Annotated in this window: 21 protein-coding genes; 7 read left to right on the top strand and 14 right to left on the bottom strand. The window is 60.4% G+C overall.

What is annotated here, in order from left to right:
* The first annotated feature begins 44 nt into the window (after positions 1-44).
* The 3 genes from alaS (at position 45) to AACH87_RS10260 (ending at position 4,164) form a co-directional block, all read left to right on the top strand.
* Positions 45-2,654, top strand: a complete 2,610-nt coding sequence (gene alaS, locus AACH87_RS10250) for an alanine--tRNA ligase (RefSeq protein ID WP_338798711.1) — start codon at positions 45-47, stop codon at positions 2,652-2,654.
* Positions 2,655-2,827: 173 nt separating this feature from the next.
* Complete coding sequence (locus tag AACH87_RS10255; RefSeq protein WP_338798712.1) at positions 2,828-3,610, top strand: 2OG-Fe dioxygenase family protein; 783 nt, start codon at positions 2,828-2,830, stop codon at positions 3,608-3,610.
* 116 nt (positions 3,611-3,726) lie between these two features.
* Positions 3,727-4,164 carry a universal stress protein gene (locus AACH87_RS10260; protein WP_338798713.1) on the top strand — a complete coding sequence of 146 codons (438 nt, stop codon included), beginning with the start codon at positions 3,727-3,729 and terminating at the stop codon, positions 4,162-4,164.
* Positions 4,165-4,291: 127 nt separating this feature from the next.
* On the opposite strand, the gene AACH87_RS10265 is transcribed toward AACH87_RS10260, so the two are convergent.
* The 4 genes from AACH87_RS10265 to AACH87_RS10280 all read right to left on the bottom strand — a co-directional run bounded on the left by AACH87_RS10265 (position 4,292) and on the right by AACH87_RS10280 (position 8,224).
* A complete protein-coding gene (locus tag AACH87_RS10265) occupies positions 4,292-5,287 on the bottom strand; it encodes a tripartite tricarboxylate transporter substrate binding protein (protein WP_338798714.1) in 996 nt (331 codons plus the stop codon).
* 77 nt (positions 5,288-5,364) lie between these two features.
* Positions 5,365-6,549, bottom strand: coding sequence for a beta-ketothiolase BktB (gene bktB / locus AACH87_RS10270; RefSeq protein WP_338798715.1), 1,185 nt, complete (start codon positions 6,547-6,549; stop codon positions 5,365-5,367).
* Positions 6,550-6,638: 89 nt separating this feature from the next.
* On the bottom strand, positions 6,639-7,400 hold the full coding sequence (locus tag AACH87_RS10275; RefSeq protein ID WP_338798716.1) for an SDR family NAD(P)-dependent oxidoreductase: 762 nt from the start codon (positions 7,398-7,400) through the stop codon (positions 6,639-6,641).
* A 281-nt stretch (positions 7,401-7,681) separates the two neighbouring features.
* Positions 7,682-8,224 (bottom strand): MarR family transcriptional regulator, encoded by a 543-nt coding sequence (locus tag AACH87_RS10280; protein ID WP_338798717.1) that lies wholly within the window; start codon positions 8,222-8,224, stop codon positions 7,682-7,684.
* A gap of 159 nt (positions 8,225-8,383) precedes the next feature.
* Between AACH87_RS10280 and AACH87_RS10285 the strand changes: the two genes are divergently transcribed.
* Positions 8,384-9,295, top strand: a complete 912-nt coding sequence (locus tag AACH87_RS10285) for an EamA family transporter (RefSeq protein ID WP_338798718.1) — start codon at positions 8,384-8,386, stop codon at positions 9,293-9,295.
* A 65-nt stretch (positions 9,296-9,360) separates the two neighbouring features.
* Here the strand turns inward: AACH87_RS10285 and AACH87_RS10290 are convergent, their stop codons facing one another.
* The 5 genes from AACH87_RS10290 to AACH87_RS10310 all read right to left on the bottom strand — a co-directional run bounded on the left by AACH87_RS10290 (position 9,361) and on the right by AACH87_RS10310 (position 14,534).
* The gene (locus AACH87_RS10290) at positions 9,361-11,019 is read right to left on the bottom strand and encodes a methyl-accepting chemotaxis protein (protein ID WP_338798719.1); all 1,659 of its coding nucleotides are present in this window, start codon (positions 11,017-11,019) and stop codon (positions 9,361-9,363) included.
* A gap of 160 nt (positions 11,020-11,179) precedes the next feature.
* Positions 11,180-12,259 carry a sulfotransferase gene (locus tag AACH87_RS10295; RefSeq protein WP_338798720.1) on the bottom strand — a complete coding sequence of 360 codons (1,080 nt, stop codon included), beginning with the start codon at positions 12,257-12,259 and terminating at the stop codon, positions 11,180-11,182.
* Positions 12,256-13,263 carry a hypothetical protein gene (locus tag AACH87_RS10300; protein ID WP_338798722.1) on the bottom strand — a complete coding sequence of 336 codons (1,008 nt, stop codon included), beginning with the start codon at positions 13,261-13,263 and terminating at the stop codon, positions 12,256-12,258. The genes AACH87_RS10295 and AACH87_RS10300 overlap by 4 nt, the downstream gene beginning before the upstream one ends.
* On the bottom strand, positions 13,260-13,931 hold the full coding sequence (cysC, locus tag AACH87_RS10305) for an adenylyl-sulfate kinase (RefSeq protein WP_338798723.1): 672 nt from the start codon (positions 13,929-13,931) through the stop codon (positions 13,260-13,262). The genes AACH87_RS10300 and cysC overlap by 4 nt, the downstream gene beginning before the upstream one ends.
* A gap of 48 nt (positions 13,932-13,979) precedes the next feature.
* Complete coding sequence (locus AACH87_RS10310) at positions 13,980-14,534, bottom strand: acyl-homoserine-lactone synthase (RefSeq protein ID WP_338798724.1); 555 nt, start codon at positions 14,532-14,534, stop codon at positions 13,980-13,982.
* 246 nt (positions 14,535-14,780) lie between these two features.
* Between AACH87_RS10310 and AACH87_RS10315 the strand changes: the two genes are divergently transcribed.
* The gene (locus tag AACH87_RS10315) at positions 14,781-15,494 is read left to right on the top strand and encodes an autoinducer binding domain-containing protein (protein WP_338798725.1); all 714 of its coding nucleotides are present in this window, start codon (positions 14,781-14,783) and stop codon (positions 15,492-15,494) included.
* 93 nt (positions 15,495-15,587) lie between these two features.
* Entirely contained in the window at positions 15,588-16,034 is a 447-nt protein-coding gene (locus tag AACH87_RS10320; RefSeq protein WP_338798726.1) for a DUF4902 domain-containing protein, read from the top strand.
* A gap of 76 nt (positions 16,035-16,110) precedes the next feature.
* On the opposite strand, the gene AACH87_RS10325 is transcribed toward AACH87_RS10320, so the two are convergent.
* Both AACH87_RS10325 and AACH87_RS10330 read right to left on the bottom strand, forming a co-directional pair.
* On the bottom strand, positions 16,111-16,761 hold the full coding sequence (locus AACH87_RS10325; protein ID WP_338798919.1) for an RluA family pseudouridine synthase: 651 nt from the start codon (positions 16,759-16,761) through the stop codon (positions 16,111-16,113).
* 31 nt (positions 16,762-16,792) lie between these two features.
* The gene (locus AACH87_RS10330; protein WP_338798920.1) at positions 16,793-18,997 is read right to left on the bottom strand and encodes an ATP-binding protein; all 2,205 of its coding nucleotides are present in this window, start codon (positions 18,995-18,997) and stop codon (positions 16,793-16,795) included.
* Positions 18,998-19,314: 317 nt separating this feature from the next.
* On the opposite strand from AACH87_RS10330, the gene AACH87_RS10335 reads away from it, so the two are divergent.
* Entirely contained in the window at positions 19,315-19,977 is a 663-nt protein-coding gene (locus AACH87_RS10335; RefSeq protein ID WP_338798727.1) for an NAD(P)H-dependent oxidoreductase, read from the top strand.
* A gap of 196 nt (positions 19,978-20,173) precedes the next feature.
* Here AACH87_RS10335 and AACH87_RS10340 read toward each other — a convergent pair whose 3' ends face one another.
* The 3 genes from AACH87_RS10340 to AACH87_RS10350 form a co-directional block, all read right to left on the bottom strand.
* Positions 20,174-20,572 (bottom strand): FKBP-type peptidyl-prolyl cis-trans isomerase, encoded by a 399-nt coding sequence (locus tag AACH87_RS10340; protein ID WP_338798728.1) that lies wholly within the window; start codon positions 20,570-20,572, stop codon positions 20,174-20,176.
* Between the two features lie 1,160 nt (positions 20,573-21,732).
* Positions 21,733-23,445, bottom strand: coding sequence for a hypothetical protein (locus AACH87_RS10345; protein WP_338798729.1), 1,713 nt, complete (start codon positions 23,443-23,445; stop codon positions 21,733-21,735).
* Between the two features lie 167 nt (positions 23,446-23,612).
* On the bottom strand, positions 23,613-23,810 hold the full coding sequence (locus AACH87_RS10350) for a hypothetical protein (RefSeq protein ID WP_338798730.1): 198 nt from the start codon (positions 23,808-23,810) through the stop codon (positions 23,613-23,615).
* Positions 23,811-23,938 lie beyond the last annotated feature (128 nt).

Raw genomic sequence — 23,938 nt, forward strand, 5'->3', positions numbered from 1 at the left:
ATGCAACCGCTCCCGGCATGCCGAGGCAGCGTAGAAAGACCCGGATGAAAGTATCTGAAATCCGCGCCAAGTTTCTCGACTTCTTCGCCGAGCGCGGCCACACCATCGTGGCATCGTCGTCGCTGGTGCCCGGCAACGACCCTACGTTGATGTTCACCAACTCGGGCATGGTGCAGTTCAAGGACGTGTTCCTGGGCACCGACAAGCGCTCGTACAACCGCGCGGTGTCCGTGCAGGCCTGCCTGCGTGCGGGCGGAAAGCACAACGACCTGGAAAACGTGGGCTACACCGCCCGCCACCACACCTTCTTCGAAATGCTGGGCAACTGGTCGTTTGGCGACTACTTCAAGCGCGAATCGCTGAAGTGGGCCTGGGAGCTGCTGACCGAGGTCTACAAGCTGCCGCCCGAGCGCCTGCTGGCTACCGTGTACCTTGAAGACGACGAGGCCTACGACATCTGGACCAAGGAAATCGGTCTGCCACCCGAGCGCGTGATCCGCATCGGCGACAACAAGGGCGGCCGCTACAAGTCCGACAACTTCTGGATGATGGCGGACACCGGCCCCTGCGGCCCTTGCTCCGAAATCTTCTACGACCACGGCCCGGAAATCCCTGGCGGCCCTCCAGGCAGCCCCGATGAAGACGGCGACCGCTTCATCGAGATCTGGAACAACGTGTTCATGCAGTTCGACATGAAGGAAGACGGCTCTGTGGTGCCGCTGCCTGCCCCTTGCGTGGACACCGGCATGGGCCTGGAGCGCCTGGCGGCCATCCTGCAGCATGTGCACAGCAACTACGAGATCGACATCTTCGACCAGCTCATCAAGGCCGCCGCCCGCGAAACCGGCGTGACCGACCTGGACAACAAGAGCCTGCGTGTGATTGCCGACCACATCCGCGCCACCGCGTTCCTGGTGAGCGACGGCGTGATCCCCAGCAACGAAGGCCGCGGCTACGTGCAGCGCCGCATCGTGCGCCGAGCCATCCGCCACGGCTACAAGCTGGGCAAGAAGACCCCGTTCTTCCACAAGCTGGTGGCCGACCTGGCCCGCCTGATGGGCGATGCCTACCCGGCCCTGCGCGAGCAGGAGCAGCGCATTACCGACGTGCTCAAGACCGAGGAAGAGCGCTTCTTCGAGACCTTGGCCAACGGCATGGAAATTCTAGACGCAGCGCTGGAAGGCGGCGCGAAGGTGCTGCCCGGTGAGGTGGCCTTCAAGCTGCACGACACCTACGGCTTCCCGCTCGACCTGACCAACGATGTGTGCCGCGAGCGCGATGTGGAAGTGGACGAGGCTGGCTTCAAGGCCGCCATGGAAAAGCAGAAGGCTCAGGCCCGCGCTGCAGGCAAGTTCAAGATGGACCGTGCGCTGGAATACACCGGTGACGCCAACCAGTTCACCGGCTACAACAGCCTGGCCGAGACTGCAAAAATCGTAGCTATCTACGTAGACGGCACCAGCGCTGCAGCCCTGAAGGCAGGTCAGAACGGTGTGGTGGTGCTGGATACGACCCCCTTCTACGCCGAAAGCGGTGGCCAGGTGGGTGACGAAGGCGTCATCACCAGCGGTTCTGCCCGTTTTGCAGTGGGCGATACGCTCAAGATCAAGGCCGATGTGTTTGGCCACCACGGCACGCTGGAAGAGGGCACGCTCAACGTGGGCGACACCGTGCAGGCCCAGGTCAACACCGCAGTGCGCGCCGCAACCATGCGCAACCACTCGGTCACGCACATCATGCACAAGGCCCTGCGCGAAGTGCTGGGCAGCCACGTGCAGCAAAAGGGCAGCCTGGTGAATGCCGATCGCACCCGTTTTGACTTTGCGCACAACGCGCCGGTCACCGATGCCGAGATCCGTGAGATCGAGCGCCGCGTGAACGAGGAAATCCTGGCGAACACAGCCACCGATGCCCGCGTGATGGACATCGAGTCGGCCCAGAAGACCGGCGCGATGATGCTGTTTGGCGAGAAGTACGGCGAGACCGTGCGCGTGCTGGACATAGGCACCAGCCGAGAACTGTGCGGTGGTACCCATGTTCAGCGCACGGGGGATATTGGCCTGTTCAAGGTGGTGGCAGAAGGCGGTGTTGCTGCAGGCGTGCGCCGCATTGAAGCTGTGACGGGCGCCAATGCCCTGGCCTACCTGCAAAGCCTGGAAGACACCGTGAACCAGGCCGCAGGTGCGCTGAAGACGCCTGCCGCCGAGCTGACCTCCCGCATCGGCCAAGCGCTGGACCAGATCAAGGCGCTGGAGAAGGAAGTGTCCGCCCTCAAGGGCAAGCTGGCCTCCAGCCAGGGCGATGAACTGGTGGGGCAGGCCGTGGATGTGAAGGGCCTGAAAGTGCTGGCAGCCAAGCTCGAAGGTGCCGATGCCAAGACCCTGCGCGACACCATGGACAAGCTCAAGGACAAGCTCAAGACAGCCGCCATCGTGCTGGCTGCGGTGGATGGCGACAAGGTGCAACTGGCTGCTGGCGTCACACCCGACAGCGTGGGCAAGGTCAAGGCGGGCGAGCTGGTGAACTTTGTGGCCCAACAAGTGGGCGGCAAGGGCGGCGGCAAGCCAGACATGGCCATGGCGGGCGGGACCGATGCAGGCAAGCTGCCTGCGGCGCTGGCCTCGGTGCAAGCCTGGGTGGCTGAGCGCGTTTAAGGCGAACGCTCCCTTTCGCTGCCCCCCGGTTCCCGGACGGGCTTAGCAAAAAACAAAAGCCGCCCCTGGTTGTGCCAGGGGCGGCTTTTTCTTTGATCCACCTCGCTGTCTGCGTGTGTTTTGCTGTGCGGCCCGGCAAAGCTGCAGGGCCTGCGGTTAAGCTCTTGGGTTCTATGACCCAACTCACCTTCTCCCCGCCGTTTACCAGCCCTTCCCAAGTCACAGAGCAGTTGCGCAGCACCGGTTATGCCGTGCTGTCGCCCGCAGATGTCGCCACCTGGGTTGGCTGCGATCTGCAGGAGTTGATGGCCTTGAACCCCGATTGGCAGGACCTGCCCCCGGACGATTTCTTGAAGGACGGTGGGCGCTACCGCCGCCGCCGCCATTCCTGCTTTGTGGTGAAGGCAGAGGGTGCTGTGCAGCAGGTGCCGCACCGCCCGCATTGGCAGCCTGTGGAATACAACGCGCTGCACGGCGGCATGCAGCGCATGTTTGGGCCCATGTTGCCAGCTACGGTGGAACGGCCTGTGTGGACGCAGCTCATGCAGGCACTGGCCCGGCTGTCAGATGATGTGTTTGCTGCCCAGCCACGCACCGAGCCCTGGTTTCTGGAAGCGCACCAGTTCCGCATTGACACCACTGACGGCATTGGCCGCCCCACGCCCGAAGGGGCGCACCGCGACGGGGTGGATCTGGTGGCCGTGTTTCTGGTAGGTCGCCATGCCGTCAAGGGCGGCGAAACCCGGGTGTTCGAGGCCACTGGCCCCAGTGGTGTGCGCTTCACGCTCACGCAGCCTTGGTCCCTCATGCTGCTGGACGATGTCCGCATGATCCACGAGAGCACGCCCATTCAGCCGCTGGAACCGGGGGCTTACCGCGACACGCTGGTGGTGACTTGCCGCCGCGGCAACTTTCAGGGGGCCGATGTGATGGATGGAGATCGCCCACAGCCATGAGCACAGGCCGATGCGCCTCAATTTGATGCGAATCAAGATGCAGGGTATGGTGCAGGTTCACACTCTGGCTTGTATCCGGGCTACCGCCCGGTTTCCATCACCTTAGGAGCAATACCATGTTCAAGCACATTCTGGTTCCCATCGACGGTTCTGCGACTTCCATGCTGGCTGTGTCCAAGGCAACGGCTTTGGCCAAGACCTTCGGCAGTGCCGTGACAGCGCTCTACGTGGTGGACCCATATCCCTTCACCGGCGTGGGGGCCGATTTTGCATACGGCCAGGCCCAGTACCTCAGCGCCGCCACCGCTGAAGCCAATGCCGCCCTGGATGCAGCCCGCAAGGCTTTGACCGAGGCTGGTGTGAATGTGACCACCGTGGTGGGCGAAGGCCATGCCGTGCACGAAGGCATTGTGCGTGCGGTGGAAAGCACTGGCGCCGACCTGATCGTCATGGGCTCCCACGGCCGCCGTGGCCTGGAAAAGCTGGTGTTGGGCAGCGTGACCCAGCGCGTGCTGGGGCTGGTACACATCCCCGTTCTGGTGGTGCGCGACTGACCTGTCCAGGCACTTCTTGCAGTGCATGTGCCCCATGTGCTGATCAGCAAAAACGGCTCCTGCAGGAGCCGTTTTTGTTTTCTCTTTCTGGCTCTCTCGCCAGCGTTGGCGCAAAGCGCCTCAGGGATTACTCAATCTTTGCGCCCGAGGCTTCCACAATGCCCTTCCACTTGGTGTAGTCGGTCTTGAGCAGCGTTGCCAGTTGCGCGGGTGTCATCGCTTGTGCTTCCGCGCCCTGCGCCTGGATGGCGGCTTTCATCTCGGGTGTCGCCAGCAGCTTGTTGACCTCTGCGTTGATGGTGTTCACCACGGCAGCGGGGGTGCCTGCAGGCGCGAACACGCCATACCAGGTGCTCACGTCAAAGTCCTTGAAGCCTGACTCTGCCACGGTGGGCACATCAGGCAGCGAGCTGCTGCGCTTGGCAGAGGTCACGGCCAGGGGGCGCAATTTGCCCGACTTGATCTGGGCCATGGCCGAGGGCAGGGAGGACACCAGCAGGTCCACATTGCCCGACAGCGCGTCCATCAGCGCAGGGTTGGAGCCCTTGTAGGGGATGTGGCTGAGTTTGATGCCAGCAGCCTTTTCAAACAGGTCGCCTGCAAGGTGGATGGAGGTTCCGTTACCGGGAGACCCGTAGGTGATGGTGCCGGGCGATGCCTTGGCGGCTGTCACCACATCCGCCAGCGTCTTGAATTTGGAGTTGGCATTGGTGACGATGATGACCGGCGTGTAGGCCACATGGGCCACCGCGGTCAGGTCTTTGGTGGGGTCCCAGGGCAGGTTCTTGTACAGCCAGGGGCCAATCACAAGGTTGTCTTTCTGGCCCATCACCAAGTCATAGCCGGTGGGGGTGGACTTGACGGCCTCGGTAATGCCAATGGTGCCTCCGGCACCGGCTCTGTTGTCTGCCACCACCGTCCATTTGGCGCTTTCGGTCAGCTTGGTCGCCACAAGGCGCGAAAGAATGTCCGTACCGCCACCTGGAGGAAAAGGCACGATAAGGCGGATGGGCTTGCTGGGATAAGCACCAGCAGGCGCAGAAGCGGCTGCCCCGGTCTGTGCCTGAGCATTGAGGCCCAGCGCGAAGGCCAGTGCGGTAAAGGAAATCAAAGAGCGGATCATCAAAAAGTCTCCATGCGGAAATATGGGGCCAGCCCCCGTGCAAGCTGCAGGCGTGGGCTGGTGCAGAGGGCCTGGGCTTACAGGCGCTCAAAAATCGCTGCGATGCCCTGGCCTCCGCCAATGCACATGGTCACAAGTGCGTAGCGGCCCTTTATGCGTTGCAGTTCATGAATGGCTTTGACGGTGATGAGCGCACCAGTGGCACCGATGGGGTGCCCCAGCGAGATGCCCGAGCCATTGGGATTGACCTTGGCGGGGTCCAGGCCCAGGTCACGGGTCACCGCGCAGGCCTGTGCAGCAAAGGCCTCATTGGCTTCGATCACGTCCAGATCATTCACGCTGAGCCCGGCTTTCTTCAGGGCCAATTGCGTGGCCGGCACGGGACCAATGCCCATGTACTTGGGGTCTACCCCTGCGTGGGCGTAGGCGACCAGGCGCGCCAGGGGTTTGGCTCCGCGGGCTTGGGCTGCACCCGCTTCCATCAGCACCACGGCGGCTGCTGCGTCGTTGATGCCAGAGGCATTGCCTGCCGTGACGGTGCCGTTTTCTTTGGCGAACACCGGCTTGAGCTTGGCCATGTCTTCCAGGGTGGCTCCTGCGCGGAAGTGCTCGTCCGTGGCGTATTGCACCTCGCCCTTTTTGCTCTTCAGCGTGACGGGCACGATCTGGTCCTTGAAGTAGCCTGCTGCCGTGGCACGTTCGGCACGGTTGTGGCTCTCTACGGCCAGCTTGTCCTGGTCCTCGCGTGTGATGCCCCATTTGGCAGCAATGTTCTCGGCCGTTACGCCCATATGAATTTTGTGGAACGGATCGTGCAGCGCACCAATCATCATGTCCACCATTTGCGTATCGCCCATGCGTGCGCCCCAGCGCATGTTGAGGCTGGCAAACGGCGCGCGGCTCATGTTCTCGGCCCCGGCACCAATGGCGATGTCGGCATCGCCCAGCAGGATGGACTGGCTGGCGCTCACAATGGCCTGCAGGCCCGAGCCACACAGGCGGTTCACGTTGAAGGCGGGTGTGCCTTCGGCGCAGCCACCGTTGATGGCGGCCACGCGCGAGAGGTACATGTCCTTGGGCTCGGTGTTGACCACATGGCCGAACACCACGTGGCCCACGTCCTTGCCCTCTACCTGCGCGCGGGCCAGGGATTCACGAACCACCAGTGCGCCCAGTTCAGTAGGGGGCACATCCTTGAGGCTGCCGCCAAAAGTTCCAATGGCGGTGCGCACAGCGCTGACAACGACGACTTCACGGCTCATGTTCAGGTCCTTATAGTCAAATGTGCAGCTAGCGCTTGCCAATCAAGCGCAGGCTGCTATGAAAAACAGAGTGGCTGTTGCTGCGGAGGTCAACCCTCGCGCACGTCCGCCACGGGTTGGGCTCCAAAGTCGGCCCGGTCCAGCCAGGCGAGCACGCGGGTGGCGGCATCGGCGGGCGAGGTCAGCAGCCCACCGTTCTTGAGATGGGCAAAGTTGGGTGCGTCCGGAAAGTCCGCAGCAGGTGCGCCGCGCAACTGGACTTGCATGTCGGTGTCGATCACACCAGGAGCCAGCGAGCATACCTTGGCCCCATGGGGCTTTTGGGCTTCGTCCAGTGCCAGGCAACGCGTGAAATGGTCCATGCCCGCCTTGGCTGCGCAATAGGCAGCCTGCGACGCCATGGGACGACGCCCCAGCCCCGACGAAATGTTGAGCACCTTGCGTGGAACCTGCCACACTGAGGTGGCTTGCAGAAAGGCTGCTGTGAGCTGCATCGGGGCTTCCAGTCCCACGCGCAGTGCGTTGGCGAGGTCTGCAGGGTCGCTGTCAGACAGCGGGGCAATGCGCGGTATGACGCCTGCATTGTTGATGAGCGTAGCGCTGGAATAGGCTCCGGCAGGCTGCTTCTTCAGCCACGCTTGCAGCTGCTCTGCCGCGGCCTGGCCGCGGGAAAGGTCGAGTTGCCATTGCTCCAGTGCCACATCGGCCGCCAGGGCTGCTGCAGCGAGATCCGGATTGCTGTGGCGGGCAATGCAGACAAGCGTGTGATGAGGGCGGAGCAACTGTTGCGCCATGGCAAGACCCATGCCGCGTGATGCACCGGTGAGGATGAAAAGCTGTGTGGATGGCATGGCAAGATGGTAGCGCCGTGCGCGCCCCTTACAGCTTGGTGATTGCCCCCGTCTGGGTTCCCATCATCCATCCGCCAAACGGGGCTGACCTGTCGACCGAAGGGAGGTTATCTGCTTAGGGATGTCCTGCATAACCCTCGCGAGTCGGTGGTGGTGCGGATCGGGATAGTCCGCAAGGCGTCTTTTTGCAGCCAATAGCGGGGCTATTGGCAAAAAAAGCAACGCAGCGGACTGCCCGAGGCCGCGCTACCACCGACCGCAGGGAGTTATGCAGGACATCCCTAGGCCTCGGGTGGCGTGGACTCTGCGCCAGCAGGCTCCAGCACCTGCAGCAGCTGGGCCAGACGCATTTCCAGCGCAGCCAGATCACTGGCCTTGAAGGCCGACAGCAGGCGGTGCTCGTTGGCCACATGGGCTTCCACTGCACGGTTGATGAGATCCAGGCCATCGGGGGTGAGCTGCACCAGCGAGCTGCGGGCATCCTGGGGATTCGGTAGTCGCTCCACCAGACCCCGCGATTCCAGGCGCTGCATCCGGTGCGTCATGGTGCCCGAGGTGACCATCAGCGTGGAAAACAGCGTGGTGGGTGCCAAGCAGTAGGGTTCCCCCGAGCGCCTGAGAGCTGCCAGCATGTCGAACTCCCACGCGCTCAGACCGAATTGCGCAAACACGTCTTCCACCTTGCGCATCAGCAGCGCTGTGCAGCGGTGCAGCCGGCCAATGATGCCCATGGGGCTTACATCCAGATCGGGCCTTTCACGTTGCCATTGGGCGAGGATGGCATCCACGGCATCTGCGGGGCGGGAAGGGCGTGAGGCTGGCATGGTTGGAAACGCATTTATCTTGATTTCAAGATTTTATGGTATGGTTTTGTCTTGAATTCAAGATAAATTTCATAGCTGTCCTGGCGCCATGTGGTCGTCGGATTGTTTGGTCGGTTGACCGGCTGGCGTTCCAGTTCCGCACTGCACCTGTTTTGTCTCATGTCCACATCTTCATCTGCCTCATCTCTTTCACCTTCATCAACCTCCCGTGGAGGGCCGGGCGGACTGGATGTGGTCCTCACCGCGCTGGCTCCTCTCATCTGGGGCTCCACCTACATCGTGACGACCGAGCTGCTGCCGCCTGGGCGACCCTTCACCGCAGCAGTGCTGCGGGCTCTGCCCGCGGGTTTGCTGCTGGTGCTTTGGTGCAGACGCATGCCTGTGCCCGGTGGTTGGTGCCGCTTGCTGGTGCTTGCGGCGCTGAACATCGGGTTTTTCCAGGCCATGCTTTTCGTGGCGGCTTACCGCTTGCCGGGTGGGGTCGCTGCAGTGGTGGGGGCCATTCAACCTTTGCTGGTGATGGGGCTGGCCTGGGCGGTAGACCGGGTGCGCCCCGCACCCGTGGTGCTTGCAGCGGGGGCTGCCGCGGTGGCTGGCATGGCCATGCTGTTGGTGGGACCCGGCACGGTGTGGGACCCGCTGGGCGTGGCCGCTGCATTGGCCGGCACCCTGAGCATGGCTGCGGGGACATTCTGGTCGCGCAAATGGCAAACCCAGCTGCCCCTGCTGGCCTTTACCGGCTGGCAGTTGCTGCTGGGCGGAGCCATGCTGCTGCCCGTGGCCTTGCTCGCAGACCCAGCCTTGCCTGCGTTGACCGGGGCGAATGTTCTGGGCTACGCCTATCTGTGCCTGGCTGGGGCCTTGGTGGCTTACGCCCTGTGGTTTCGTGGCGTAGCCCGGTTGCCTTCGGTGGCGGTGGCTTCGTTGGGGCTGCTCAGCCCGGTGGCTGCGGTGGTGCTGGGCTGGGTGCTGTTGGGGCAGGCGCTGCGCGACTGGTCACTGGTTGGCATGCTCACGGTGCTGGTGTGCATTGGTCTGGTTCAGTGTTCAGCCACACGCAAACGTCTTTGAGGGGCGGGGCGATTGCGGGGCTCTTGGCCCCACCCATGCTCATACCGAGTTGGCGGTAGCGCAGATCAACCCGCAGCAATGGCGCGTTGCCCCATGGCGTGCCCTGGCACAGCGAGTCGGGGCGCAGGGGTTGCCTCTTGACCACCGTGGGTGTGAGGCTCGTGCCGAACCGAGCTCGTTGCGCCTGCTTCCAGCCGGAACACGGCGACCGTCTCGACCAGTTCCTGGGCCTGTGTCTTCATGCTGCTGGCAGCTGCGGCCATTTGCTCGACCAGGGCAGCGTTCTGTTGTGTGGTCTGGTCCATTTGCATCACGGCTTCGCCGACCTGCGCCACACCGTCACTTTGTTCGGCGCTTGCTGCGCTGATCTCCCGCACGATGTCCGTCACGCGGCGAATGGAGTTCACCACCTCGGTCATGGTGTGGCCTGCCTTGTCGACCAGGGCCGTGCCTTGTTCCACGCGTGTCACGCTCGCAGAAATGAGCTGCTTGATTTCTTTGGCGGCCTCGGCTGAGCGGCCGGCCAGGCCACGCACTTCGCTGGCCACCACGGCAAAGCCGCGGCCCTGTTCGCCCGCACGGGCCGCTTCCACCGCGGCGTTCAGCGCCAGGATGTTGGTCTGGAAGGCAATCCCGTCAATGACGCTGATGATGTCGGCAATCTTCTGCGAGCTGTCGTTGATGCCCTTCATGGTCTCCACCACCTGGGCTACCACTTCGCCGCCTTCCACGGCCACGGTGTTGGCCTTGGCTGCGAGCTGGTTGGCGGCCTGGGCGCTGTCCGAGTTCTGGCGTACCGTGGCACCCAGTTCTTCCATGGAGGCGGCTGTCTCTTCCAGCGCGCTGGCCTGGCGTTCGGTACGGGCAGAGAGGTCGTGGTTGCCCTGCGAGATTTCGGCGCTGGCGTTCGACACGCTTTCTGCACTTTGCCGCACGTTGGCCACGATGGCAGAGAGCTTGCCGCGCATCATGCCCAGTGCTGTAAGAAGCTGGCCGGGTTCGTCTTTGGCACCTGCCGGAATGTGGACGGCCAGATTGCCTGCGGCGATGGCCGTGGTGGCGGCTACCGCCTGTTGCACGGGCACTGTGATGGAGTGCGTGGTCCAGTAAGCCAGAAACAGCCCCACCAGAATGGCCAGGCCCGTGCTCACGCCAACCCACAGCATGCTGCTCTGCGCCTTGCTGGTGGTGTCTTTGAGGGTATTGGCCACGCCTGCGTCCAGTGTGCGAGTCAGCTCCTGCAGCACCGCAGAGTAGCTGTTGAACAAAGGGGCCAGCGCCGTGTCTGTCTGCTCTGTCACGTCCTCGCCCGCTTCTTTGGCCTTGATGAGCGCTGTGCGCTGGGCGCGGTAGGCGTCTCGCGCGGTAATCGCCTGGTCGTAAAGGGTTCTTTCCTTGCCTGGCAAGAGGTAGCTCTTGACGTCCTCCATCCGTTTGCTCTGCACTTCCACCACGGCAGACATGTCTTTGCGTAGCTTGGCGGTGTACTTGGCGTCGTTGGCCTTGAGCAGCGCTTCCGTGCGCAGCCAGTTCATCAGGATGTCGGTTTGCCACTGCTGCACCATGTCCTGGCGCTTGAGTTCTGACGTGGCGATGTGCTCATTGCTGTGCTGCAGCGAAGAGATGTTGACAATGCCCAGCGCCGCGATCACTACGGTGATCAAGAGGAGCAGTGCAAAGGCTACGCTCAGGCGAATGCCCAGTTTGAGGTCTTGGATGCGCATGGTGAGTCCTTGGAGTTCTATGAGATGGGGCAAGTCAGCGTGTGAGTCCGTCAGGTGCCTGCAGGATGGCTTGTCGTGTCTTCTTCGCTTGGATATCTCTGGCGGATATAACTGGCGGATATAACTGGCGGATATAACTGGCGCTGTCTCTTGGGCCTTGTCAGGCCACGGTCTCCAGGCTCGTATCTGCCGGTGCGCCAGCTTGCAGACGTTGCCTGACCCGCTCGAGGTAATCGGCGCGCACTCTTCGCGCCGCATAGTCGCTGGGTGCTGTGGCCCGCAATTGCTCCCAGGCCTCGGCGCGGCGCGCGTCTGAACGGCGGCGGCACTCTGCCAGGGTTTCGGCATCGGGCAGCGGGGCTTGCGCCTGCGTCATGCGTTCGTAGCCGTAGTGTTGCATGTGGTCAAGCGCCAGGGTTTCTATGATTTCAATCTCCTGGGGTGTGAGCTGGGCCTTGAATTTGTCACGGTTCGCAGCAATGGGGGCGTAGCAGTTGGACTCCCACAGGGCCGACATCTGCGACAGCTCCTGAGCCTCTTGTGACGAGGCGATGTCCAGCATCTGTGGCAGGAACTCAATGCCGATGAATTGGCATACGCGCCGCAGCGTCCGCTCCTGGTCGCTCAGGAAGTCTTCATACCGAATGGTCAGTGTCCGGTCTGGATGGCTTTGCGCCAATGCGCGCCCAGCGGTATGGGCCTTGACCCAGGCCTGGGCGTTGAGCGTGGTGTCGAAGTCATGAATGATGGCCCGGTTCATGGAAGCCACCTGCGCACGTGGGTCACGAACCACATTCAAAAAGCGCATGTTCGGAAACAGGGTCAGAAGCTCTTGCGCGTAGTGAATGTTGTCCAGCGATTTGTCCATGACCACGCTGGCCTGGTGCTGCTCGGCACTGCGAAGCAGCAGCTCCCATGCAATGCGGTGCACGCTGCGCGGCTCGCTGGCAATGGCTCGGTAGATGTCTGCCGCGTCAAAGCTCACGCCCGGCCACTTGACCATCAGAGCCGCCTGCAGGCCCACCACATCCTTCACCATCTGCTGATAGTTGCGGTCGTCGTTGAGGTCGCCATACAGCGGCACCAGAGGCATGAAATCCACGATGTGCAGGGGGTAAGGCGAATGGAACGCTGGGTTCACATTCAGGCGCAGGCGAAGGGCATGGCTGCCGCAGCGTCGCAGAGGCACCATCAGCAGGGGCAGGGGGCGGAGGGACGTTGTTGCCTTGGCTTGAGTCATGCGGTTTGCTCCTGGAGGTATTGGAAAAGGTCCACGACGAAACGGTCCAGATCGCTGGAGGGCAGCCGGTCTATGCCGCCCGCGGTCTGGCGGCCGCCGCCTTCCGGATAGCGGCTGCAGAACACGTCTGCACGGCCCTGGCATTGCGCGCCCAGGCGCAGGCTGACCTGGAAATTGCCGTCCGAGCGGGGCGTGACCACCGCCACACTCCGCCCTTGCTGGCTGCCTACCAGCTGGTTTGCCAGTGAGCCGCTCAGGCGTCTGGCCCAAGGCTTGTCGGGCAGCAGGTACACCGAAGCCCGCGCCGAACTGGCGTGGGGCGAGAGGGCCTGTACGGCCCGCTGATCTTCGGTGTGGCCCTCCAGCAGGCGCCGGTACTCGTGGGCCTTGGCTACGAAGTCGAGTGGGCTCTCAAAGCGGTGTATCGAGCGAAAGAGCTGCGCCGGATGAAAGTGCAGATCCTCGACGCTTTCTCCATACGCGTTGTAGTTGAGCAAATAGCCCAGTTGTGCCAGGGCCCCCCGTGTACCAGCGTTGCAGCCATGGGCACGGGCCATGGTGTCTGCCACGGCAGGCAGGTTGTCTCCGTAGGCAGCCACAATGGCCCATTGACGCATGGCACCCTGCAGGTACCTGTCCACCAGGATGCTGGTGCAGACCTGTGCAGAGGTGTCGATATGGGTGTGCAGCCGGGGGTGTCGCACCAGCGTTTGCGCGGCGTGGTGATCAAAGTAGGTGACGTTGCCACCAGCCTCCAGCACCTGTGCAACCTGCTGGGCGTTGCGGTCCCAGGAGATGTCGAGCACCGTCACTTCCAGCGCCACGTTTTTGGGGAGCCGATCAAACAGTGCGATATCCCGCTTCGTCCCGGTGACCAGAACGGCGTCGCGTGGCTCCATCATGCGCAACTGGTGCAGCGCGCACAGACCATCCGCATCGCCGTTGAAGAGGTCATAAGCGGGCATGCCAGCTGGGGCTGCCGAGGTGGGGTGGGGCGCCGTCATGATGTCGGGGGCTCCATGAATCCACGCTCGGTGAGCAAGCGCAGCACCTGCGCGCAGGCCTGGTCCAGGCTGAGACCAGCCGTATTCACTTCCAGATCGGGCAACTGCGGAGCCTCATAGGGCGCGCTGATGCCCGTGAAGTGGGGAATGGCACCCGCCCTGGCGCGGTCATACAGCCCCTTGGGGTCCCGCTCTTCGCACACCTCCAGCGGCGTGCTGACATGCACTTCCAGAAACCGGTCGGCACCCACAATGGCGCGTGCGGTGGCCCGGTCTTCCTCCTGAGGGGAAATCAGGGCGGTAAACACCATCAGACCGGCTTCATTCATCAGCGCCGCTACCTCGGCCACCCGCCGAATGTTCTCGCTGCGCTCACGGGCGGTGAAGCCCAGGTCCTTGTTCAGGCGATGGCGCAGGTTGTCTCCGTCCAGCACAAAGCTTGAATAGCCACGCGCATGCAACCGTTCCTCCAGGGCGTAGGCCAGCGTCGATTTGCCTGCGCCGCTCAAGCCCGTGAACCACACGGTCACGGGCCGCTGCTGCAGCAAATGTTCACGCAGATGCGCCGTGATATGCCCCGTGTGGGGAATGACGACCCGCTCAGCGGTTGGCGCTGTTTGCAGGCCTGCTGGGACTGGTTCGGTCGGTTGCCTCAGTGCGTTCATCATGTCAGGCCTTCGGGGTTGAGTGGCTGTGGATGGGCGCTGCGCGGAGGCTTACTCGCAGCGGATGGAGCAGGCAAACAACGGCTGGTTGTCCACCAGCATCGGCGGGCCCAGCCGGTGGTGTTCGAACCCGGTGCGCCGAATCAACCTTTCCACACCCAGCGGAGACACGGTGACCATGCGCTGCGCGCCCTGTGCCATGGCACAGCGGCTGGCTGCCCGCAGGAGACCTGTGGTGATGGGAGAGGAAAATTGCTCCAGGGCTGTTCCCGTCTGCCCTGAAAAATCCATGGCTGCAAAGCGAGACAACTCCCACACATCGGGCGAACGGGGCGGCTGTGCCCCATTGAGCAGAGTGGGAAACACTTCAGAGAGCAGATAAGGCCTGGTGGTGGGCAGCAGCCGTGCGGTGCCAATCACGTCTCCCTCTGCGTTCTGCGCAATCACATACAGGGTGTCGTCACGGTCAAACTGGTCGTACTCGAGCGCGTTGCGGCATTGCAACTGCCAGCCCAGCGTTTCGACAAAGACCCGGTGGCGATAGCGGGCCAGGCGTTGCATCAGGGCAGGGCGCAGCTCAGCAGAACAACCGGATGTGAAGCGCATCTCAATCCCCCTCAGACGTTTTGGTCATTAGAGAATTACGCCGGGCGATTTGTAACTACCAACTTTGGTAGGGCCTACCCGACACAGCACACCGACGGTGTTTTATGCAAAATTCTTCTCGCCAAATTGGGAAGTTGCCCCCAGAATGTTCTGAAACGTAACAATTAAGTGACGTTTAAGGCGAAGCTTTGTTCCTGCTTTCAACAGGCTCTCAGGCAAGCGCACAGGGACTGCGGGTGGACTCCTATGACAAGCTGGCAAGAAGATCTTCTGGACGTGCTGGACCAGACCCGTTCGGAACACGAGGTGTTCCGGAAAATTGAAGCTGCGGCTCGCTCGCTGGGCTTTGAGCATTGCGCTTATGGATTGCGGGTTCCATTGCCTTTGTCCAACCCCCAGACCATCTTGCTCAACAACTACCCTGAGGCATGGCAAGACCGCTATGTGCGGGAAAGTTACGTGCAGATAGACCCCACCGTACACCATGGATGCCGCAGCCACGCACCGCTGCTGTGGACTTCAGCCGTGTTTGCCCAGGCTCAGGAGTTCTGGGAAGATGCCCGCTCCTTCGGACTGCGCTTTGGCTGGGCAAAAGCCTGTGTGGACGGTGGCGGCGTGCGGGGCATGTTCACGCTGGCACGCTCGGCCGATGCGGTGGGCGAGCAGGAACTGCGCGAGAACGAGATGAAGATGCGCTGGCTTGCCCACGTGGCACACGGCGCGCTGTCCCGGATTTTCACGACCCGGCAAGCCGAGCTGATTCAGCCCAACTTGACCGCCAGAGAAATCGAGGTGCTGAAATGGACTGCCGATGGCAAAACGTCTGCCGATATCTCCACGCTGCTGGACGTTTCCGAAAACACCGTGAACTTCCATGTGAAGAACGCCGTGTTCAAACTGCAGACCACCAACAAGACGGCAGCCACCGTGCGCGCCGCCATGCTGGGGCTGCTGGGTTAGCCGACTTGTCGCCGCTGCTGTCGTCCATGTCCGTTTTGCTTGCCACCTCTCTCTCATGCAGCGCCCGGTGCATGCGCGTTTTCCTGGTAATCCATGGCCGCTCTGTGGGAGGGCGTTTGTTTGGCATTGCGGGCAGTGGTCATGCAGGTATCGCCTGACGGCCTGTTGCGCTTGTCGATTGACGAGCTGCTGTCCTTGCCCATCGAGCACCTGGTATCGGGCCTGGACGGACCCGATAACGGCCCTCTGGCCTGCGTCTGCGGGAGCGAAACCGTCATCAGCGGTTACACGGAGTGGGTCAGCACCTCGTTTCCTGCGGTGTCTATTGGGTGGGACTGGGAGCTGCAGCTGTTGTGGCATGACCGCCCATTTGCGTGGCGGCGGCTGGGTCAGCCTCGCACCAACGTGATGCTGGTCTACGCGGCGGGTGGAGATACGGGTTGGGCGCGCAACCTGGAATTGCTCTCTACCGTGGTGGACGCCTTGCCTTGGCAAGACCGGTTGGTGCGTGCAGTGGGCATCGCGCCCCACTTGTGTTGATTTGCTATTGAATTTGTAGCTGCTCGCGCTTTTTCACCAAGCGCTCGGGCGGTTTTTCTTCATTCCCCGGCGGTTGTCAAAAAGCCTCAGGAGCCAGCACATGGCACCAGTTTTGATGAACCGGGTGATAAAAGCCCAACGCCCTGGCATGCAGCAGCAGCCTTTGATGGCTGACTTGGGTGGACCCGTACAGCGCATCTCCCACGATGGGGTGGCCCAGCGCTGCCATGTGCACACGCAGCTGGTGGGTGCGGCCTGTGAGGGGTTCCAGCTCGACGCGCGTGGTGTTTGCGTGCGGGTCATGGGCTAGCACGCGCCACAGGGTCTGGCTGGGCTTGCCAGTGGTTGCGTCCACCACCCGCAGCGGGCGCCGTTCCCAGTCTGCAGCAATGGGCAGGTTGATGGTTTGCCACTCATCGCCGTTGCCCGCTGCCAAATAGCCGTGCACCACGGCCACATAGCGCTTTTCCATCTTGCGGCTCGCAAAGGCTTCGCTGAGCTGTCGCTGTATGGGCAGGCTGCGCGCCATCATCACCAGGCCTGAGGTGGCCTGGTCCAGGCGGTGCACCACCAGTGCATCAGGCCAGCGCTGCAGCGCCCGCGCGCTCAGGCAGTCTTGCTTGTCGGGGCCACGGCCGGGCACGCACAGCAAGCCTGCGGGTTTGTGCAGCACTAGCAAGTGCTCGTCCTCCCACACCGCTTGCACGCCCTCGGGCACGGGGGGCATGTAGGGCAGGGGGGCGGTCACGGTGCCCGCGTCAGGCAGCATCGTCACCGCGCACAAGGCGGTGCACGGTGGCGCACAGCTCTTCCACATCGTTGGGTTTGTGGATGAGCGCGCGTGCGCCTTCCGCCAAGGCCGCTTGTTCAATCTCGGTGGTGACATAGCCCGATGCCAGGGCCACGGGCAGATCGGGACGGATCAGCCGGGCTTCGCGCACCAGATCCACCCCGCAAAAGCCGGGCATGTTGTAGTCGGTGACCAACAGGTCGTAGTCCTGCGGTGCGGCCCGCAACGCCTCGGTGGCTTCGTGCGGATCGGTAAAGCCGCTGACCTGGTAGCCCCGGCGGCGCAGCAGCCGTTGCACCAAAAACACCAGCGCCTGATCGTCATCCACATACATCACATGCGGGGGCCGTGCGGCAGTAGCTGGGGCCGCAGCCGGGGCGGCTTGTGGTTGCTCTGCTGTAGATGTGGTGATGGATGCAAGGGATTGCACGGGCGCATCCGCTTGCATCCTCTGGCCGGGCTGGGGGGCTGCATTTTGCGCAGGCTGCGCCACCGGAAAGTACAGCGTGAACCGGCTGCCTTCCCCCGGCGCGCTGTGTACGTCTACTGCGCCCTCGTGCGTGCGCATCACCCCGTGCACCACGGCCAGCCCCAGGCCCGTGCCCTGGCCCACGGGCTTGGTGGTGAAGAAGGGCTCAAAAATGCGCTGCAGCGTGATGGCATCCATGCCGGGCCCGTTGTCTTGCACCGTCAGGGCCACATAGTCGCCAGCCGCCAGGCCCAGGCGTTCGCTCAGGCGCTGGTCGGGCTGGGTGGCCGCGGCCTCTACATGGATGCTGCCCTTGGCCGCGCCAATGGCGTGGATGGCATTGGTGCACAGGTTCAGCAGTGCCTGCTCCACCTGGGTGGCATCTGCCAGTATGCGGGGCAGGTCCTGTGGCAACTGCATGTGCAGTTCCACGCCTGGCGGCAGTGTCACGCGCAGCAGCCGTTCCGTGTCGTGGGCGACCTCGGCCAGTGCCACGGCCGTGCGGCGTGGGGGCTCGTTGCGGCTGAAGGTCAGAATCTGGCGCACCAGGTCACGCGCCCTGCGCCCCGCCTTTTCAATCTCCAGCAGGCTCTCCATGGCCGCAGAGCCGGGACCGCAATCGGCCTTGGCCAGCTCCACGTTGCCCAGAATGGCGCCAAGAATGTTGTTGAAGTCGTGCGCAATGCCCCCCGCCATGGTGCCCACCGCCTGCATCTTGTGGGACTCGCGCAGCTGCGCTTCCAGTTCGTTGCGATGGGCTTCGGTCTTTTTGCGGCCCGTCAGGTCGCGGGCAAATACGGTGGTGGTTTCGCCCTCGGCATGGCGCTCGAACGACACGCTCACCTCCACCGCCAGTTCCTTGGCACTGGCGGTGCAGGCGGTCATCTCGCCCAGCATGGCCTGCGTGGTCAACTGGGCAAAGGCCATGGCCTGCCCGGCTGCGGGCAAAAAGCGCTCCAGCGGGCTGCCCAGGGCATCTTGCGCGCTGCACTGAAACAGCGCCGCTGCCGTGGGGTTGAACACGGTAATGAGCCCGTCCTGGTCCACACAGATGATGGCGTCCAGCGCCGAGTTGATCACCGCCTCCAGCCGCTTTTCGCTAGCGTGCAATTGTTCGTTGCGCTGCTGCAGCGCTTGCCGCTCTGCGAGCAAAGGACCCTGGTCAATCACTGCGCACAAAAACTGCAACTGCGGTGGGCTCTCGCCCTGGGCGGTCTCAATGCGTGCGATGTGCAAGTCACCGGTGATGCGCACATCCGGCGCAATCACAAACACCACCTCGGTCACCTCGCTGTGCCCTTCCTCCCGCGCCTGCGCAAACGCCTGCTGCACGCGGTCGGCGTCGCTGTCGCACACAAAGGGCATCAGGGAGGTGAGGGGTCTGTCGCGCTCGGTAGGCTGGAAGGAGCGGTGCGCCATGGAGTTGGCTTGCACCACCATGTCGTATTCATCCACCACCATCAGCGCCAGCGGCACGCTGGAGAACAGCGTCTCAAACCGCTCCGAAGCACTCTCTGCCACGGTCTGGCTGTAGCGCAGCACCTTGTTCTGCGCCTCCAGTTCCGCCTGGTAGGCGCGCAGCTCGGCAATCAGTTTCGCCACCGAGCCCTGGGGCCGGTCTGCCTTGCGGCGCTCCTCCCGCACAGCCGGTTCTGGCTTGTCGGGCTCTCGGTTCAGCAAAAAGGAAAGATCCGGTTGGCTCATGGGGCGGTGGGCAGCGCAGGGCATCTGGTGCGCGTGGGTGCGGGCGCGGTGCAGCGCAGGCATCTGCAGGGCTCCAGTGTACGGCGGTACGGTGTGCACAAGCCCCAGAGCAGTTGGTCGTGATGCAGACACGCCCGCCCATGCAGCGCTGCAAACGCCATTTCACTCAAAAATGCCGGGGGCGCAGGTCCAAAACGGTGCGATTGTTGCCCAAACCCGAACAATATGTTTCGCCAGCGCGGCTATCCGGCCCGCTCTATCGCACTTACAGTTCAGTGGTCATTTCACCTCTTATTGCAAGACAGAAAGCCACTCACATGTCCAACACTGCACAAACCTCTGCCGACAACGTGCTCATCGACAAGCTCAACTGGCGCTATGCCACCAAAAAGATGAACCCTGCGAAGGCCGTGCCGCAGGACAAGGTGGACCGCATTGTGGAAGCCGCACGCCTTGCCCCCACATCCAGCGGCCTGCAGCCCTTTGAAGTGATCGTGGTGACCGACCCCGCCGTGCGCGAGCGCATCAAGGCCATCGCCTGGAATCAGGCCCAGGTTACCGACGGATCGCACCTGCTGGTGTTTGCCGCATGGGACGACTACACTGCAGAGCGCATCAACGCCATGTTCGACTACACCAACGAAGTGCGCGGCTTCAAGAACGAAGGCTGGGAAAACTACCGCAACATGCTGCTGAACACCTACCCCCAGCGCGGTGCCGAGGTCAACTTCCAGCATGCAGCCCGCCAAGCCTACATCGGCTTCGGTGCCTCCGTCATTGCCGCCGCATTTGAGCAAGTGGACAGCACCCCCATGGAAGGCTTTGACCCCGCCGCCCTCGACGAAATCCTGGGCCTGCGCGCCAAGGGCCTGCGCAGCGTCACCATCCTGCCCCTGGGCTACCGCGCCGACGAAGGCGACTGGCTGGTGAACCTGCAGAAGGTGCGCCGCCCCCGCGAGCAGTTTGTGACCACCGTGTAAGCCGCACAGCCCACACGGTCATAACAAAAAAAGCCTCCCGTCCAAAAGACGGGAGGCTTTTTGCTTGGCGTTGCCAGCTACCGATGCACTACTGCAAGTTCAAGCGCGGGCGAATTAACGCCCGATATCCGTTCAGGCTGAGCCTGTCGAAGCCCGGCACAGCGCATCAAGCCGATCAGGCCCAGTCAATGTCTCCTCAGCGCTTCACCGAGATCAACTCAATCTCAAAGTTCAGCGTAGCGTTGGGTGGAATCACCCCGCCCGCGCCACGCGCACCGTAAGCAATCTCGGGCGGGCAAGTCAGCTTGGCCTTGCCACCGGGCTTCATGCGCTGCACGCCTTCCGTCCAGCAGGGAATCACACGGTTGAGTGGAAACTCGGTCGGCTCACCACGCTTGTAAGAGCTGTCGAACTCCTTGCCATCAGGGAAGGTGCCCTTGTAGTGCACCTTCACAGTATCTGTTGCCTTGGGCGATTCGCCCGAGCCTTCCTGGATCACTTCATACACCAGCCCACTGGCCGTGGTGACGGGTTTGGTTTGTGCCATGGCAGGGGCCAGGGCCAGAGAAGCGAGCAGGGCAAAAAGAACGCGCATGAAGAAAACTCCGGAAAAAATGCAAAGGCCAATGGTAGGGCCTGTGGGGGCGTCAAGGGGTAAGGAGATGTGGAATGGGGCGCTACCTGCCTGCGGGGAGAACAGCCGGTGGTTCTGAGGCGGTGCCCCACTCTCAAAATGATAGCTTCTGGCGCTTTGCGCACAAGTACTGGAGTGAGGGGGGGCCTGAATAAAGCGGATTATGAGGGGGCCAACGTTGAAGCTGAGCCGAGAGCGGCGGCTCGCCGACGTGAGTCAACTCTAGCGATTGGTTAGGCCTCGGCCGTATAGATTTGCTGCTCGCGATTTCCTCGCTCAAAACGAACTACCTTGAACTGCGTGGGGGAGCACATAAATGCAACAAGGTACTCCTCCTCGGGTTGCGCCTTATTGGCCGCCCAACGGAGAGCAATCGATTCGTGGTCCTCGTTCTGCTGTGCGCCGGAAAGCGACCTCACATCTTTCCGGTCGGGAAAGCATGAAAGTCACCGAATCCGTTCTTTCTGATTACGCTTCGTATGATTGAGGCGAATTGTTCAATGTTCATAGATTCGCGGTCATTTGGACGTAGTTGGGGTGCTGCCAACTCAGAGGCCTAACGAATGGGTACCTGCCGTGCGTCTTTCGTCAAGGTTCGCAGTCAACAGACCGCCTGCATCAATGACCGTTTGTAGTTTCGCTGTCCGGATTCTTTGCACTCAGACACAGCGCCATGTTGAGTGTGCTGGTACCAAAGTGAAGTGAATTTAAATTCTGCAATCAATCGCTGCGCGATTCATTGCAGAGGAGTATTCGTTTGACTTTTTGGGGGGGAAGCGCTTGTAGTAGAGCTAATCGGCGCTGCGTGGTTTTATCGCGCAGCGTCCAGCGATCGAAGGGAGCGGGGTTGAGCGATATGTTAGAAGCTACGGTTACAACATGCATGAACGAGTGTTCGCCTTAACTTGGGCTGAAAGATTAAATGATGTATCGGCACTGTGCACTCCTGCATTTGCTGCAAAGCATTTAGCGTACTCCTCGTCGAAATGCATTTCTCGCCCTAGTTAACCGACACCAGAGAACGAATTGCGGAGGGTACCAACACAGGCCATGAGAATGCCGAAGGCGTGGACTGTGTTGGCTTCCGCGTTGAACGAGCAGTTAGACCTCAGGCGCATGCTTCATGTGAAAGCGTTGGCGCTCATCCTCTGAAAAATGATCGGGATGGAATAGATTCGGCCGTCCAAGTTATCTGCTCGATTTGTGCATGCAAAAAGTCCTGCATGCTCATAAAAAGCAAAAAAATTGGATAGCTCTTCATCTGTGACATCTTTCCCTAAATGCTTCTTCGCTTCTTTAAATGAAATTGCTTCTGGGGTTTTTGAGGTTGATGCGTGGCGCATAATATTGGCGGCCGATCTTTGCCACGCGCTATTCAGTCCAGTTATTGTTTGCATGGCAAGGACTCTAACTTGCTCATACGCTTGGAAAAGGTGGTCGCGTAGAAAAACCGGATACTCCCCCTTTTCGTTTATTTGAATGGATTCCGTAGGATTGTTTAGATAGTAATGTCTGGTGGCCTCGAGGCAATACTGTAGAAAAAGCAGTATGATGCGGGGCGTTGTTGTTTTGCTTGAGAATTGGAAATGGGTTGAGAAATACGTGGATATCTCAATCTGCTCGATCTTGTTGGCCTTGGTTTTATGATTTGCAGCCCTAGGGAATAGGGTCGTAATCAAAGCGGTGTAGGCCATGTCATGAACATTGGTCGTGCGTGCATCGTAGGCGTCGCGTTTGCGTTGACGCAAATAGTCGCGCATCATTAGAAATTTGTGCTTCACAACATCTAATATTGATCTTTCGTTCTCTGGGATTGAGTCTAAGCTTCGTATTTCGTTTAGAAATTGTCTATCTATTGTTAGGTATCTTTCGTCGCAGTATATTGCTAGCGACTTTCCTTTATTTATGCTCTGGATGTTGTGGAATATTCGCGTGGCAATTAAATGGCGAATATCCTCGTCGGTCCAAATGAGTTCAACCTTTCGCGGCTCAATTTTATCTCTTCCGATTGAGGAAAAATCGAGACGCTCATAAAGGTCTCGTCGTAGAAATAGTTTTATCTTTATCTTTGGATATGATTGGTAGTCTCTCCAGCTTTGAATCAGAGCTTGTAATGTGCTTAGTTGGGTTTTGTACTCTTCGCCAGAAACAAATTCATCAAGCTTGTCGATTAGAACATAGGCAACAGCTTTTGCATCGGCTAGCAATAAGTTTAATTCCGATTTGAATCGTGGCAAATCGAGGAAGTTGGATTGATCGATGGGCTCGTCAGCTTCCCTTTTGGGCTCCACCGAGGCATAAAAGTTCGGAACAACATATCCCATGTGTCCATTCTCAAGCTTGACCCCAAATGTCTTCTTTGTTTTGGTTATTAAATCAATTAGGCCCACCTTGCCTGGATTTTTTAATCCTACAGCCTCTTGGAATTCCTCGTTTATTTTATCGAATCTTCGATTGCCTTCAAACTGCTTTCTAAGACCTTCTAGGCAACGACTAAAAATAAAGAGCTCCCATACCAAGCGGTGAGGGGATGCGTCTTCCTTTGTTGATTCTTTAATTTGATTTGATATATGCCCCTTGAGGGTCTTGTACGATAATTCCTCGTCTATAGGGATGTGAATTTGATTAAGGTTGTCATTATTTGTGAATTGAATTTTTCTATCTGACAGTAAACGGAAAACGGCAGTTTTTCCGGAGCCTCTGTCGCCAACTAGTATTGATTTGTTGTCCGTTAAAAACTGCGCAATTGGAGCGATTTTCAAGGCGCAAACCTCGAGTAGCGGATCATCCTTGGCGTCCGGTAATCCGAAATCAAATTTCTGGAGTAGAGCCATTGGAAAGTTGTGTGGGAGATTTTGAATGTGCCTCATGAAAATTTTCTTATTTTTTAACCAAGTCTATTGGGATCTCACGGGAGGTATATTTGCTTGCCTTGTATGGCCTAATGACCAAGATAAGCGGCCCGCAGCACGCGGGTGCGCTTGAGTGACGAGTTAGAAAGCTAAATTTTTACGTAGCGCCATGTTTTAAGACCCAGAGCTTTAGCAGCCAACTTGGCTGTTTCTTTGTCACCAAAAGATGGAACTTGGTGTAAATCTAGTTCGTTGAGCAGTTCAAATTCACCTTCTTTAAGTGAGCGGTTGAAATTGAATTTGTACCACTGCACTTTGCTGTGGGTAGTTGCTAGTACATAACTCATAAATATCGTCTAAAGATGTCCTGAATAACTCCCAGTGGTGTGTGGTAGCACGATTTTAGGCGTCTGCTGCATTGCTTTCCTTGCTGATAGTCCACTATTAACTGCAGAAAAATGCTTCACGGCCTACC

The sequence above is a fragment of the Acidovorax sp. DW039 genome, assembly GCF_037101375.1.
GTDB lineage: Bacteria > Pseudomonadota > Gammaproteobacteria > Burkholderiales > Burkholderiaceae_C > Acidovorax.

What these genes read in the sequence shown, in the direction of transcription:
- AACH87_RS10280 (WP_338798717.1), bottom strand. Translation starts at nt 8,224, where the DNA reads ATGCCAGCCTCACGCCCTTCCCGCCCCGCAGATGCCGTGGATGCCATC.
- AACH87_RS10265 (WP_338798714.1), bottom strand. Translation starts at nt 5,287, where the DNA reads ATGATCCGCTCTTTGATTTCCTTTACCGCACTGGCCTTCGCGCTGGGC.
- AACH87_RS10335 (WP_338798727.1), top strand. Translation starts at nt 19,315, where the DNA reads ATGTCCAACACTGCACAAACCTCTGCCGACAACGTGCTCATCGACAAG.
- AACH87_RS10340 (WP_338798728.1), bottom strand. Translation starts at nt 20,572, where the DNA reads ATGCGCGTTCTTTTTGCCCTGCTCGCTTCTCTGGCCCTGGCCCCTGCC.
- AACH87_RS10325 (WP_338798919.1), bottom strand. Translation starts at nt 16,761, where the DNA reads ATGCCCCCCGTGCCCGAGGGCGTGCAAGCGGTGTGGGAGGACGAGCAC.
- AACH87_RS10300 (WP_338798722.1), bottom strand. Translation starts at nt 13,263, where the DNA reads ATGACGGCGCCCCACCCCACCTCGGCAGCCCCAGCTGGCATGCCCGCT.
- AACH87_RS10290 (WP_338798719.1), bottom strand. Translation starts at nt 11,019, where the DNA reads ATGCGCATCCAAGACCTCAAACTGGGCATTCGCCTGAGCGTAGCCTTT.
- AACH87_RS10285 (WP_338798718.1), top strand. Translation starts at nt 8,384, where the DNA reads ATGTCCACATCTTCATCTGCCTCATCTCTTTCACCTTCATCAACCTCC.
- AACH87_RS10260 (WP_338798713.1), top strand. Translation starts at nt 3,727, where the DNA reads ATGTTCAAGCACATTCTGGTTCCCATCGACGGTTCTGCGACTTCCATG.
- AACH87_RS10330 (WP_338798920.1), bottom strand. Translation starts at nt 18,997, where the DNA reads ATGAGCCAACCGGATCTTTCCTTTTTGCTGAACCGAGAGCCCGACAAG.
- AACH87_RS10275 (WP_338798716.1), bottom strand. Translation starts at nt 7,400, where the DNA reads ATGCCATCCACACAGCTTTTCATCCTCACCGGTGCATCACGCGGCATG.
- AACH87_RS10315 (WP_338798725.1), top strand. Translation starts at nt 14,781, where the DNA reads ATGACAAGCTGGCAAGAAGATCTTCTGGACGTGCTGGACCAGACCCGT.
- AACH87_RS10350 (WP_338798730.1), bottom strand. Translation starts at nt 23,810, where the DNA reads ATGAGTTATGTACTAGCAACTACCCACAGCAAAGTGCAGTGGTACAAA.
- AACH87_RS10295 (WP_338798720.1), bottom strand. Translation starts at nt 12,259, where the DNA reads ATGACTCAAGCCAAGGCAACAACGTCCCTCCGCCCCCTGCCCCTGCTG.
- alaS (WP_338798711.1), top strand. Translation starts at nt 45, where the DNA reads ATGAAAGTATCTGAAATCCGCGCCAAGTTTCTCGACTTCTTCGCCGAG.
- AACH87_RS10310 (WP_338798724.1), bottom strand. Translation starts at nt 14,534, where the DNA reads ATGCGCTTCACATCCGGTTGTTCTGCTGAGCTGCGCCCTGCCCTGATG.
- bktB (WP_338798715.1), bottom strand. Translation starts at nt 6,549, where the DNA reads ATGAGCCGTGAAGTCGTCGTTGTCAGCGCTGTGCGCACCGCCATTGGA.
- AACH87_RS10320 (WP_338798726.1), top strand. Translation starts at nt 15,588, where the DNA reads ATGGCCGCTCTGTGGGAGGGCGTTTGTTTGGCATTGCGGGCAGTGGTC.
- AACH87_RS10345 (WP_338798729.1), bottom strand. Translation starts at nt 23,445, where the DNA reads ATGGCTCTACTCCAGAAATTTGATTTCGGATTACCGGACGCCAAGGAT.
- AACH87_RS10255 (WP_338798712.1), top strand. Translation starts at nt 2,828, where the DNA reads ATGACCCAACTCACCTTCTCCCCGCCGTTTACCAGCCCTTCCCAAGTC.
- cysC (WP_338798723.1), bottom strand. Translation starts at nt 13,931, where the DNA reads ATGATGAACGCACTGAGGCAACCGACCGAACCAGTCCCAGCAGGCCTG.